Below are 13630 nucleotides of genomic sequence, written 5' to 3' on the forward strand. Positions count from 1 at the left end.
AATAATCGAATCCAAACAAAACCGCGCAGAGTGAGCTGCGCGGTTTGTTAGTCGGTTACCTGACAGAAAAAAATTCCAATTCTAAGTTTTAGTTTGTCCACGTGCTGAATACAATGTATGAGCATGAAGGTACAAGCTTTCATACTTATCCATGTTCATGACGAGAGGTGGAAGTCAATGAGTATTTTTATTAGCTACATGATTCTGGGACTTTCTCTATCAGCCCCCGTAGGCCCGGTCAATGCAGCGCAGCTCGACAAAGGGATCAAGAAAGGTTTTTGGCATGCCTGGTTGTTCGGCATCGGTGCGGTCCTGGCGGACATCCTTTATATGATCCTTGTCTACCTGGGCGTTGTTCACTTTCTGAATACGCCTTTCATGCAGACCTTTCTGTGGCTGTTCGGTGCCTTTGTACTTATCTATTCCGGGCTGGAAAGCATCCTGAATGCCAATAAAGTGACGATCAGCCAAGAGAGTAATGAAGATTCATTATGGAGAAGTATTCTCTCCGGGTTTCTCATGTCGTATCCAATCCGATGACAATCCTGTTCTGGCTGGGCATCTACGGCTCCATTCTCGTCAAAACTGCGGCGGACGAGGGATCCGGAAATCTGTTTCTTTACAGTGTAGCCGTTATCGCAGGAGTCGTGATATGGGATTTGTTTATGGCTGCCCTCGGCAGTGTATTCCGCCGATATTTGAGCAATAGAGCCCTCTCCCTGGTCTCCATTCTTTCCGGACTCTCGTTGATCATCTTCGGCGTTTATTTTGGAATCCGGGCTCTTGCCCTGCTATATCCGCTCATATTCTAACGGGCCGGCTTAGGACGGAACTTGGGCTTGTCCGCCTCTCTCGCGCGGCCTTGCCCGGATTTTTTCCACACGGATCGCATGAATAGCACGACCAGGCCGATTACCAGGATAAACCCGAGACTGATCCAGAGCCCCGGGCGGCTTGTGGGATGCAGCGCGGTTCCACTGACGGCAGCCGCAATCAAAAGCATCCCGATATACCGTTTGATTTTGCCCCAAACCGTAAGCTCTATGAGCCGGCCCGCCGATATGAGGATGAAGAACCAATTATACAGCAGCATAAGTCCTGCACCGGTCGTTAAATATTCATAAATCTTGCCTGGCATGAGCAAAGACAACACAATGGATACAATCAATCCGATAGCTGTAAGGGAAAGTGCGTATATGGGCGTATCCCGCTTAAACTTTTTCTTGGAAAAAAGCTTGGGAGCGTCCTTATCTTCGGATAACGTAACGAGCATTGTGGTCACTGCATACAGCGAGGCAACCATGGTCGAGAAACCGGCTATAATCAATACAGCATTAAAGATATGCGGGATAAAAGGAAGCTGGTAAGAGCTAAGCGCGACAACAAAGGGACTTTTCGTCGTGGAGAATTGATTCCAGGCTACCATGACCACCGCCATGCCAATAGAAAGAACGTATACGATGGATAGCAGCAGTATCATCACTCTACCCGCTTTGGGTGCTTCCTTCGGATTCTTCAAGCGAATCGCCATGACCCCCATGACTTCAATTCCGCCAAAGGCGTAAAACGCAAAAATCAAGGACGACCACATGCCCATGCCGCCTGCCGGAAAAACTGCGTTCAGGCTGCCAGGAACGTGCAGCTTCGATCCTCCTTTTAACCACCCCATCAAGGCGGCGGCAGCAATGACCAGAAACATGACAATCGCGGCGACCTTAATCACAGCCAATACATTCTCGAGCCGGTCGAAGCCTTTGTTCCCGATCCATATGACAAACAATCCCAATACGGCATAACCTGACGCAAATATCCACATCGGAACGCCAGGAAACCAAAAACGCGAGAAAATCGCAAGCGCCGTCATCTGGCTCCCCATGATCAACACTTCGGAACACCAGTACATCCACCCTGTTGAGAAGCCTGCCCATCGGCCGTAGGCTTTTTTGGCATAGGTTCGGAACGAGCCTTTCTGCGGGTCCTCGGCCGTCATCCGCGACAGCACATCGAATACGAAGAAGGTGGCTGTCGCCGCCAGTATTATCGATAGAAGAAAAGCCGGTCCTCCCAGCCGGATACCTAATGCGGATCCGAGAAAATACCCTGTGCCGATCGTTGATGCAACCCCCAGCAGCGATAGCTGCCACCATTTCAAATTCCCTGCCTCCGTCTTCGCCCCTTTGTTCACGGTTCAATCCTCCAGAATATTGTTATGGGTTCGTTCAAAACTTTCCTTATTATGAAGGGAACGTCCGTGCTTTATGTAAAAGGCGGCTGACCTAAAAATACCTTTTTCGAAAAACGGAAGGCTGATGTCCTAACCTCTTGCTGGGTTCTCTCGCATATTATGGTTGTTCTCCGAGAACCATAAACGGAAGAAAGCTGAATTGGGGGATCACACATGTCAGGAGCTCGCGGTATTCCAACGAATCAGGCGTTTATGATTATGATGCTTACGGCCGGCTTGACCAATCATGTCATGATCATACCCGTGCTTCTGGAGAAATCCGGACGGGATGCCTGGATCACCATTATGGTGTCCGCCGTATTATTCTTGCCCTGGGTTCTGCTTATTTACGGGATCATCAATAAGATCGGCAATCGTTCCATTACGCAGGCGTTAGACGAAAGCAGCGGCAGAGGGTTCCGCTTGCTGGTGATGAGTATGTCAGGTTTGTATTTTTTCGCCTTTGCCTTCTATACCTTGAAGGAAGTTATCGATTGGACGAAGTCCTCCTATATGATCCAAACTCCCGTCATTGCAACGGCATTAATGCTTATGGTGTTATGTCTTGTCAGTATCAATCACGGCATAAAGACCATCGGCGTATCCGCAGGCATATTGCTTCCTTTTGTTGTATTGCTGGGGATCTTCGTATCCTTATCCAACGTTAAAGTAAAAAACTATAACTATCTGCTGCCCGTGCTGGAGGACGGCTTCCTGCCGGTGATAAGCGGGATCCCCGTTATGTTCGGAGGGCTATCCCAGTTTATATTGATATTATTCTTGCGACCCCATCTTCAGAAAAAGCCTAGTTTTCTTACGATCCTACTCATTCATGCCGTCCTCATATTCCTGACGTTCGGACCCACTGTCGGAGGCCTTGCCGAATTTGGACCGGAAGAAATGAAGCTTCAGCGATATCCTGCCTATGAACAATGGCGTCTCGTAAAGTTAGGCAAATTCGTAGAGCATGTCGATTTTTTATCCATTTTCCAGTGGCTTAGCGGTGCTTACATCTCGATATCGATTTCGATTTTTATGCTCTGCGAAACCATGCTTCCAAAGTCCAAGCAAAGTGTCGGCATATTAGCTATCTCTACGTTACTTATTATTTTGTGCGCCTCCCCAATCAGCAATCTCAAAATGTATTATGCAATGGCTGATTATTTTTTGCCGGCATCCGCCATCTATATCACCGTCTTAAGCTTGCTGCTGTTCTTCCTGATCCGCAAGCCCCCGCAGCAACAACAGAATTCTACTTCAGCGAAAGGAGAATCTCAACAATGACCTTAACAGAACAACAACTTCGAGAACGCTATACCGATTCCGATGACGTCTACATTACGTCTTATCCGGGTGTGGAAGGCGATTTACTGCCATGGGCGATCCTAGTTTACAGTCCGTTAATGTGCGATTCACAACTGATGTCGAAGATTCTGCTGCCTGTTGTCAGTAAAGAATGGAACATATCGGTCTCCCAAAGACACCCGTTCGATCCAAAACATCTGGAATATCATCTTACCCTTGACACTTCCGAGTCCACCATGGAGTCGGTCGATGATATTGTATACTCTGGTTATGTTGCGTTGTATTTTCCAAAGGACAACAAGCTGTATGCTTACAGCGCAAGCAAAAGTATTGGACGTGCACCTGAAGAAAGTGCCACAGAAACCTCTGTCAAAGGACCTCGTGACGGATTTGTCGAGGATCTGGATATCAATGTATCTCTTATTCGCAAACGGCTGAAATCTCCCGGACTTGTCTATTCCTCCTTTAAGCTGGGCGATAAGAGCAAAACCTCTGTCGGCATCATGTACTTAAAGGACAAGGTGATACCGGAAACTGTCAAGGCAGTCGTAGATAAACTAAATGATTACTCCGGGGACCCTCCCGTGGGGATCGGCGAGCTTGCCGAGCATTTGTCGCCGTATCGCTTCACGGTGCTCCCGATGTTCGATTATACGGGCAGGACGGATCTGGCTTACGACTCGTTAACTCGCGGCCGATTAGTCATTATTATGCAGGGAAGCCCCGTGCTATTGATTGCACCTGCCAGCTTCATGCAGCTCCTGTTTGCCGCAGAAGATCCGCAAATGCCGTTTTACTTCGTCATGCCCTGGAGAATTCTGAGAATGGTTGGATTCATTTTTTCCATTTTCCTTCCAGGATTTTATATAACGCTGTTGTCCTTTCATCAGGATCAAATTCCCTTTCCGCTGCTGGCCACGATTGCAAACACCAGGCTCGGGCTTCCTGTTCCGACCGGGTTTGAGATGCTGATCATCCTGTTTCTGCTCACGCTGCTTCGAGAAGCCGGCATGCAGATGCCTTCTCCTATCGCGTCAACCATTACGGTTGTATCCGGTATCATTATCGGCGACGCTGCCATTCGGGGCGGTTTCTTTTCTCCGACGATGACGGTGGTCGCTGCACTTTCCTTCGTTGCGGGCTCCACCCATTCCAACCAGGATTTTGTTGTCACGCAGACGATCCTTCGCATTTTTGTCCTAACTCTTTCCTCGGTGTTCGGGTTATTCGGCTTCTTCATATCGCTCTTCTTAATCGTTCAGTATGCAGCCCACCACAATCCCTTCGGACAGCCGTACCTTGCCCCGTTCTCCCCGTTCTCCATTTCCAAAATCATTGGAAATCTCATGCGATTTCCGGGAAAGCGAAAAAAGGGTGGCGCGCTATGAAACGGGTATTGTTACTCCTGAGTATGCTGTCTTTGCTGCTCTCCGGCTGCTGGGACAACAAAGAAGTACAGGATATCAACTATATCACCGCTTTGGGCATCGATTATAAGGACGACAAGTATATTATCTATGTGCAGATGCTGGACTTCGCCACGATTGCCAAACAAGAAAGCAGCAAGCCAACTGAAAAAGCGCCAATATGGGTCGGCCGGGGAACCGGTACCACTTTGACTGAGGCCCTTATTGATTTGTATACATCGAGTCAGCAGCGGGTCTCTTGGGGCCATGTCACGGCCTTGGTGCTTGCGGAATCCGTATTACAACCCAAGCAGTTGTCCCAAGTGTTTGACCTGACCAACCGTTCGCAGGAAATCCGGTATACGAAATGGGTTTACGGCACCCAGGATAAGATGGAGGATCTCTTTACGGTGTCTCCGTTCTTTCAGCTCTCCCCCCTGCATTCGCTCCTTCATGAACCCAGGGAAAGCTATGTCCAATTCTCGTTTATTCGTCCGATTCAATTCGTGAACTTTATTCGTCTTTACCGGGAAAAAGCCGCCACCGTTATACTGCCTTCCCTTCATATTTCAACGCAGAACTGGTCGGAAAATCTGAAGCAGCATCCGATTCTGGAAGTCAACGGCGGATTTCTGATCAAGAACAAGGAATTGATGGGCTGGCTCAAACGTTCCGACCTGCTGGGGACCCGCTGGTTAGCATCGGCTAATACTCACGCTGCTGTCATCGTTCAGGCGGATGGCGAAGCCATCGGGAGTATAAGACTGGAGAACCCGCACTCTTCGATTGAAGTTATCCGCAGACCCAACGATGCTTTATATCGAATCAAGCTTAACGTAACCGGGACGGTACAGACAATGTACAAGAAGGTTGGAATTGAGGAGATGAAACGCTTAACGGAAGAGACCCTGCGTAAAGAAATGCATAATACCTTCCATAAAGCAGCATTGCTACACGCGGATCCGTACGAGCTATGTCTCCAATTGTACCGAACCGATCCGAAGCTCTGGAAGAAACTAGTGGAACAGAAAAAGGAGATTTATGATGAAACGCCTCTTGAGCTTGAAGTTGACGTCAATCTCCGATATTGGGGACAGCGCAAAAGCTTGAACCGATGAACGCGGCTCTATGAACTGCTGCATGTACCTGAAATGTGAAAACAACAAAAAGAAGCAGACCTTTATCGGCCTGCTTCTTTTTGTTGTTTCTTTATTTCTTCATAATTTCCTTGATGTCGTCCTTAATGGATTCCGCCTGCGGTCCGAATACGATCTGAACCGCACCTTGACCCAGACGCATGACACCGGATGCTCCTAACTTCTTCAGCTCCGAATCCTTCACGGCCTTCTCGTCCTTAACAACCAAACGAAGGCGTGTGATACAAGCATCAACGCTGACGATGTTATCTTCTCCGCCGATGTTTTGCAGCACCTTGGCCGCCTTAGACTCATTGGATGCTGCGCCGGATGGGGACGGGGCATCTGTATCAGCATCGTCAGAAATCGTATCCACGTCGTCATCTTCCTCGCGTCCTGGCGTTTTCAAGTTCAGCTTGACGATGAGGATTCTGAACAGCAGATAGTAAACAACACCGAAAGCCAAACCAACCGGGAGAAGCAGCCAAGCATTGGTAGACAGCTTCAGATTCACCAGGTAGTCGATCAGGCCCGCCGAGAACGAGAAGCCCAAATGCACATCCAGGACATACATGATCAATCCGGAAAGCCCTGTTAAAATCGCATGCACCACATACAATACAGGTGCAATGAACATGAACGCAAATTCAAGCGGTTCGGTGATTCCCGTCAGGAACGATGCTACTGCCGAACCGATAAAGATGGAGCCGACGAGCTTGCGTTTGGACGGCTTGGCGGTATGCATAAAGGCCAGCGCCGCAGCCGGCATCGCAAACATCATGATCGGGAAGAAACCGGACATGAACATACCAGCCGTCGGGTCTCCAGCAAAGAAACGCCATAGGTCACCGTGCACGACTTCGCCCGCGGCATTCGTGTAATCACCGATCTGAAACCATGCGATGGAGTTTAATACGTGGTGAAGACCCAGAGGGATCAGCAAGCGGTTGGCCGTACCGAAAATGAACGATCCGATGCCTCCAAGGCCGACAACCCAGTTGCCGAAGACGGAAATGCCATCCTGAATTGGGCTCCAAATCATACCGATCAGAACCGCAAGCACCATGGTAGAAGCTGCTGTGATAATCGGAACGAATCGTTTACCCGCAAAGAAGCCCAGCCAATCCGGCATTTTAATCTTGTGAAATTTATTATACAGATATGCGGACCACATACCGACAAAGAGACCGCCAAGAACGCCCATATTGAGCTTCACGTCATCCGGTATAAACGGCATTTGCAGCGGTACTTGTTCCAGCACTCTTGTAAGCACCATGTACCCAATAAGAGCAGATAGAGCCGCAACGGCGTCTCCGGCGAACCCGATTGCAACGCCGATCGCAAAGATAAACGGCAGATTATCCAGAATCGCAAGGGCACCAGAGGTCATGAACGGAGTTACATATTGATTTAGAAAAGCGCCTAGAGCTCCCAAAGGTATATCTTTTTGATAGTCGATCATTCCAAGCCCCTGCAAGATCCCTGCAGCAGGCAAGGTGGCCACCGGCAGCATAAGGGACTTACCCAGCTTTTGCAATTTAGCCAGCATGTCAATCATCCTTTCAACTTCAATAATTTAGCTTTTTACTGAAAACGTTTACATAATGCGTCGAATGAATAACCATTTATTGCCTTCCATTCAAGGAACAAAAAACTCAGAAAATCCTCCTCCTTGGTCGTACATATATTCATCATTTTAAGGCGGCATGGATGCCATCATGAGTCGATACCAATAAAAAAAGCCAAGAAGAACGGTGACTATAAATGTTATAGTCCGATTCTTCTTGGCTCATGCCCATGTTTATGGTAACACGCCTTAAAACGTATTCATTTGATGTTGTTATCTTAATTCACGACTTCCTGTTTTGTCAATAACCAATATTTAAATCATTCGCCTATAGAATTGAACTATTTCAATTCAATGGTCATGACAGGATCCTGGCCGATCACGACACTGCCGGTCTGACCGTCAWCCTTGGAAGCCACCTCATCCGCATTGGTCACGATAATCGGGGTAATCGTCGGATAACCTGCGGCTTGGATTGCGGCCATGTCGAATTCGATGAGCGTCTGACCCGACTTCACCTGATCGCCTGCTTGAACATGGCTTGTGAAACCTTCGCCTTTCAAACCGACTGTATTAATCCCGATATGGAACAAATACTGCAGACCGGTCGCCGGATCCTCCAGCATCACGGCATGCTTGGATTTGATGACATGCGCAACCGTCCCGTCAAAAGGCGCAATTAATTTGCCCTCGGAAGGCTCGATGGCTATGCCTTTGCCCATATGACCAGCAGCAAATGCCTCATCCGGTACTTCCGATAAAGGCACAGCTTTACCCGACAATGGTGCTGTGAGTTGAATAGCAGTAGCTGTTTTTTTCTTTTTCCAACGATCAAACATGTTAAGATTCCTCCCTGGGTTGATTCTTTTGCTGTAGCCGGCCTGTGAAGAGCCGATATAGATGCATCGCTAGAAAGCAAACCTCCGCTTCAGGTACTTTCTTGCCGAGTTCTTTCTCCATCATGCCTGCGAGACGTGTAGCCAGACCATATTCATTCGTGAACTTGGAGCGGATCTGGTCCGCGAACGGATTATCCACTTGGATGTCTTGATTCAGCATCCGGTCTACCGAGAACCTCAAATGCATCAGAAGACGGACATAATCCATGCTTCCCCGGTCAAAAGCGACCTGCCGCTCCTCCTCAATATACCTTACCAGGTTTCCCACCACATTCGATGCCTTCACCAGATGGCCTACGGGCACATGGCTGACGGCGGAATACACATGGTAGGTCAAGAAGCCGATCTCATCCTCCGGAACTTCGATATCGAAGGTCTGGCCGATCAATTCCGCTGCTTTGGCTGCAATATCATATTCTTTTGGGAAGCTGATCCGGGTCTCTTCAAGGAAAGGATTAATAATATCCATGCCTTTGCGGATTCTGTATATCGTAAACTGGATATGGCTTGGAAGCGCCAGGTACACCTTATCATTTAATGTGCCCGGAAACTCTTGTCCAATGAGATTGAGTATCTGATCCGTGATCTCCATCACCAGTGGATCAAATTCTTCAAGCAGATGATGAGCTTGACTCCACTGCTCCCGATCCTCGAGCCTGAAGAGCTTCTCAATCCGCTTATCGTCCGAAGCGATCGTTCCGCCTGCTTTGGCGCCAAAGCCAATCCCTTTGCCCAGGATGACGTATTCCGATTCTTTCTTACCGCCTGTGACCATCACGACATTGTTACCAATAACACGTACGACTGTAAACAACTCGATCCCGCTCATTAACTTCCCCCTTTCCTTTAAGTTTAATCAGAGATACAGCGAAGGATTCATATACGAAGAAATGCTGCATACCGATTCCCCAAAACATTAAAAAAGCCAAGAAAAGACCCCATGTGAAAGCTGTCTCTTCTTGGCTCATGCCCTGTTAAGGTAACACGCCGTCTTATGTTCCTGCTATGAATCCATCATAAAACAATTGGCTTGCATTCGTCAACATACGACATTACGACAATATGCTAAGCTACCGCAACGGGTAAAAAAATCTCCTCAAGCCCCGATCCATTGTTGTAACGCATGGATCACTTCTTGGATATGAATGGGCTTGTGCAGATATCCATTCGCGCCGTCTGCTATAAACTGATCCGTATCCCTCATTGTGTTGGAGCTCATCACGATGATGGGGAGTTCCGCCCATTCCGGGTTCTCGCGAATCCGCTTCATCGTTTCGACTCCGTCCATTTCCGGCATTACCATATCCAGCAGCACTGCATCGATGGTTTGATGCTTGTATAACAGCTCCAAGCATTCGAACCCGTTCTGGGCAGTATGCACGGTCATCTGGAGTTTCTCCAGCACATTAGTCAAACCGTATACGTTCCGAATATCATCATCCACGATCAATACGGTTTTGTGTTCCAATCGGGTAGTTACTTCCATGTCGAATGCCTCCATTGGGAGATCACTCCAACTGGCGTTGCTCGTGGTGGCAGCCACTTCAGGCAGCATAAACAAACTTTCATTGGTGCCATATTCCGTTAGCAGCGGTAAATATAAAACAAACGTGCTCCCGATTCCTTCCTCGCTCTCCACGGTAATATACCCGCCAAGCAGCTTCGCCAAATGCAGCGATATGGATAAGCCGAGACCAGTCCCCCCAAATCTTCTGGCTGTAGTCTCTTCGCCTTGCTGGAACGCTTCGAAGATCGGTTGAAGATGCTCTGCAGCAATCCCGATGCCAGTATCCTCAACGGAAAAAGCAATGACGTCGCCACTGATCGCGAAATCCGAGGTTACAATGGAATTCATCTTTTTCACCCGTAGTTTAACGCTGCCGCTCTCCGTAAACTTAATTGCATTCGAGAGCAGATTACGCAGAATTTGGTGAAGCCGCATTCCATCGCTGTATATCATGTCAGGCAAGTCGTCGGCCATCTCAATTTCAAATTCCAGATTTTTGGATTCCGCGCTTTTAGAGAAATAGCCTTCCATCAGTTCTGGAAGCTCGGTCAAATTAACCAAGTCCATTTCGATCTGCATCTTACCGGCCTCAACCTTAGACAGATCGAGAATATCGTTGATTAAATTCAGCAATTCACTGCCTGAATTATGAATGACAGAAGCGTAATGCTGCTCTTCCTCCGTCAGGTTCCCTTGCTTGTTCTCAGCTAAAATCTGGGAAAGAATTAACATGCTGTTCAGCGGTGTCCGCAGTTCATGGGACATATTGGCCAGAAATTGAGACTTGTACTTCGAGCTCTTCTCCAGCTCTTTCGCGTATTTTTCCAATTCGCTGGCCGCGATTAATGCGGCTTCCTTCTGGGCTCCTAATCGTTCGTTCAGCATATACATTTCCGCAGAATGGGTTTGCAGTTCCTCGGTCTGCGCCTGCAGCTCTTCGGTCTGACTCTGAAGCTCCTCATTCAGCGTTTGGGATTCATGGTACAATTGCTGGATTTCCATCTTACTTTGAATCGAGTTCAATGTTACCCCAAGCTGAAAATTCAGTTGTTCGATCAGCTGAATTTCCAGCTCGTCAAACGGTTTAAACTTGGCCAATTCAATCACACCCAGAACTTGTCCTTCAAACATAACAGGCGCCAGCAGCAGCGTGGTAGGCTCAGCATCACCCAGCCCCGACTCAATTCGCACATAGTTAGGTGGTATATCGTCCAGAATAATCATGCGCTGCTCCAGCATGCATTGTCCCACCAAACCTTCTCCTGGTAAAAAACGATCTCTGACCTTATTCCAAGGCTCACCGTCCGGATCGGCAAAAGCAGCTGCCTTTACCAGTTCCGATCCACCCCGGTTTATAAAAACGGCACCGTACGGCAGCTTCATGATCAAAGCCAGCTTATGAATGAAAAACTGTACGGCCGTCTCCACGCGATCGGATGATTGGAGAAGCGTCGACATAACCGAAATATGATCCTTGGCCCAGTTCTGCCTGCCGACCTGTGCAAGAAGTTCGTTGGTTGTGTCCGCCAACTGGCGGACCTCATCATTAGATCGCACGTGAATCCGCTGGGAGATATTCCCACCTTTGACAATATCGGAGATGATATGAGTTACCTGCGTGATCGGCCTCACAATGCTCTTCGATATCACCAAAGCTGCACATATGGTAATCAGTGCTGCTCCCGCCCACAGGAGATACATCGTATACAATAAATGGGTATTGCTATCTTTCATCTCTTCGATTCTGCTGGTTGTCAGTTCTCTCTCCTTGCTTCGAAACGAGAGAAACAGCTCATGAATCGAGTTCATCGCTTGCTGACCGGGATCGTTAATAAAGAAATGAAGAGCCTCCTCATCCTGTCCGAGCTGCTTCAATTGGACAGCAGGCTGACCGGCGTTGGTAATCCACTCCTTGATATTCTCCTTAATATTTTCAAGGTGATTGGCTTGCTCCGAATTATCGCTAACAAGCTTGTACAGCTTGTTATAGTTAATCTGCCAAGACGACAGCGCTTGATTGAAAGGCTCCAGATAGGTATCATCCCCTGTTATGACATACCCCCTCTGACCGGTTTCCATTTCAAGTAAATTCTTCTCAATTTCGTGCGTGAGATTATGTACTTCGATATCGTGCTTCTCTATAAAATCCGCCTCTTGCTGCAGTGAAGAGATGCGGTCTGATACAATCCAGAGAAAAGCTCCAAGACATAATAATATCATTAAATATCCAACTACGATCTTGCTGCGGATGTTGAATTTCAGGTTGTTAGACAAATGGCTAACCTCCCTTGTCATCTATCAGTCTAAGTCTGCTCCTATCCTCATAGTAATTGTTATGAAAATGGTTTACAAGCAAAACCAGTTTTGAAGCCATCAATGATTCTTTAGTCGTAGGCAGTCAGATTTATAAACGTTTGGGCATATATTATAAAGGAACACGCTTGTACAACATCCTTCGTTCTCATTCTTAAAAAAGGAGAGTACCTCATATGATGACCTTAAGAGCGCTTGCGGGGATACTGCATTGACAAGGCATGTTTATCATTCCAGGAAACAGGCAGAGCGTTTAGCCGGCCTTGGAGTTGCGAATGTGTCGTCACTGGAGCTGCCCCTTCTGCAAGGCATGATGATGTCAGAAACCCATCTTGAACGCGGTAAGGGTCTCTCTCCCCATAGCCACCCGGACACGGACGAATTGTGTTATGTCATTCACGGAGAAATCAGTTATTCCCTAATTGATCCGGACACTCATCAGAATCTTGTATATCAGGTAGTACCCGGTCAGGTGGTTCACGCTCCCATTGGTTGGTGTCACTGGGTAACTGCGCTAACCCCTGGAACGATCTTGCTGTTGATCTATAACACCGAGTCCCCACACCAAATGGACATAGCGCCAGTCTGGGCTAATACGCTTATGGAAGCAGAAGCGCTGCAATGCAATTGCGTGAACGTGAAACCTCATTCGAAGGCGCTTATAACACCTGTCCCGTTACATAAAAAGACGGAGAGCGACGTTTCAGGCGGACCTCTGCCGGCCCCACCCTTACTCATAACCGGGCATCCAGATAACAAAACCACACGCAGCCGGTGATCGGCCATGTGTGGTTATTGTTGTAGAGACGCTTTTTATGTAATGATTTCGATCGCAACGTATAACATCAATCAATATAAAATCTTTGTTCAGGGCGGATCTGCTTCTTAAGAGTGCGCAGGTCGGCTTCCAGCTTCGCCACCGTTTCTTCAATCTCTTCCGGGTTCAGCACCGGACGTTCTGCCTCTGGCTTAACGCCAGCCCTGAGATCGCGAATGGTAATCTGCTGCTCCTGCCATTTATCCATAAGATCGGAGATGGTGGCATAAAACCGCTCATAATCTTGAATCACTTCGTCCAGAAAGGAATCCACTTCCTCCTGATCATAACCCCGTAGTTTATTCGAAAAATTCTTTTCATGGATAGACAAAGCGTCCAGTTGAATGCCTAGTTGCCGAAATAGCTTTTTCTGTTTATCCAATCGGCGTTTCATGTGTTCATCCATAATGATTTACCTCCAAATATTGGTGCAGCCCTACTTTTTTTAGCCTTCTC

Annotated in this window: 10 protein-coding genes and 1 pseudogene; 5 read left to right on the forward strand and 6 right to left on the reverse strand. The window is 47.8% G+C overall.

Annotation, left to right across the window (positions count from 1 at the left end; translation table 11 throughout):
• The first annotated feature begins 177 nt into the window (after window positions 1-177).
• Window positions 178-812: pseudogene (locus ACPV3A_RS13075) on the forward strand (LysE family transporter).
• Here the strand turns inward: ACPV3A_RS13075 and ACPV3A_RS13080 are convergent.
• Window positions 809-2185 (reverse strand): amino acid permease, encoded by a 1377-nt coding sequence (locus ACPV3A_RS13080; RefSeq protein WP_426199900.1) that lies wholly within the window; start codon window positions 2183-2185, stop codon window positions 809-811. The pseudogene ACPV3A_RS13075 and the gene ACPV3A_RS13080 overlap by 4 nt on opposite strands.
• Window positions 2186-2398: 213 nt before the next feature.
• Here ACPV3A_RS13080 and ACPV3A_RS13085 point away from each other — a divergent pair, with 213 nt between their 5' ends.
• From ACPV3A_RS13085 to ACPV3A_RS13095, 3 genes are read left to right on the forward strand one after another with little or no spacing between them, the layout of a single operon-like run.
• On the forward strand, window positions 2399-3508 hold the full coding sequence (locus tag ACPV3A_RS13085; protein WP_426199901.1) for a GerAB/ArcD/ProY family transporter: 1110 nt from the start codon (window positions 2399-2401) through the stop codon (window positions 3506-3508).
• Window positions 3505-4917: a spore germination protein gene (locus tag ACPV3A_RS13090; RefSeq protein WP_426199902.1), complete on the forward strand. Its 1413-nt coding sequence runs from the start codon at window positions 3505-3507 to the stop codon at window positions 4915-4917. Before ACPV3A_RS13085 ends, ACPV3A_RS13090 begins: the two co-directional genes overlap by 4 nt.
• Complete coding sequence (locus ACPV3A_RS13095; protein WP_426199903.1) at window positions 4914-6053, forward strand: Ger(x)C family spore germination protein; 1140 nt, start codon at window positions 4914-4916, stop codon at window positions 6051-6053. Before ACPV3A_RS13090 ends, ACPV3A_RS13095 begins: the two co-directional genes overlap by 4 nt.
• A gap of 91 nt (window positions 6054-6144) precedes the next feature.
• Here ACPV3A_RS13095 and nagE read toward each other — a convergent pair whose 3' ends face one another.
• From nagE to ACPV3A_RS13115, 4 genes are all read right to left on the reverse strand, one after another.
• Window positions 6145-7620 (reverse strand): N-acetylglucosamine-specific PTS transporter subunit IIBC, encoded by a 1476-nt coding sequence (nagE, locus tag ACPV3A_RS13100; protein WP_194543485.1) that lies wholly within the window; start codon window positions 7618-7620, stop codon window positions 6145-6147.
• A 359-nt stretch (window positions 7621-7979) separates the two neighbouring features.
• Window positions 7980-8477, reverse strand: a complete 498-nt coding sequence (locus ACPV3A_RS13105; protein ID WP_426199904.1) for a PTS sugar transporter subunit IIA — start codon at window positions 8475-8477, stop codon at window positions 7980-7982.
• 1 nt (window position 8478) lies between these two features.
• Window positions 8479-9366 (reverse strand): PRD domain-containing protein, encoded by an 888-nt coding sequence (locus ACPV3A_RS13110; protein WP_071220221.1) that lies wholly within the window; start codon window positions 9364-9366, stop codon window positions 8479-8481.
• Between the two features lie 267 nt (window positions 9367-9633).
• Window positions 9634-12318, reverse strand: a complete 2685-nt coding sequence (locus ACPV3A_RS13115) for a CHASE3 domain-containing protein (protein ID WP_426199905.1) — start codon at window positions 12316-12318, stop codon at window positions 9634-9636.
• Window positions 12319-12568: 250 nt separating this feature from the next.
• Here ACPV3A_RS13115 and ACPV3A_RS13120 point away from each other — a divergent pair, with 250 nt between their 5' ends.
• The gene (locus ACPV3A_RS13120) at window positions 12569-13135 is read left to right on the forward strand and encodes a cupin domain-containing protein (protein WP_426199906.1); all 567 of its coding nucleotides are present in this window, start codon (window positions 12569-12571) and stop codon (window positions 13133-13135) included.
• A 67-nt stretch (window positions 13136-13202) separates the two neighbouring features.
• Here the strand turns inward: ACPV3A_RS13120 and ACPV3A_RS13125 are convergent, their stop codons facing one another.
• A complete protein-coding gene (locus ACPV3A_RS13125; protein WP_426199907.1) occupies window positions 13203-13580 on the reverse strand; it encodes a DivIVA domain-containing protein in 378 nt (125 codons plus the stop codon).
• Window positions 13581-13630: the final 50 nt, after the last annotated feature.

The organism is Paenibacillus sp. Dod16, assembly GCF_049893405.1.
In the GTDB taxonomy this organism is placed as follows: Bacteria; Bacillota; Bacilli; order Paenibacillales; family Paenibacillaceae; genus Paenibacillus_AQ.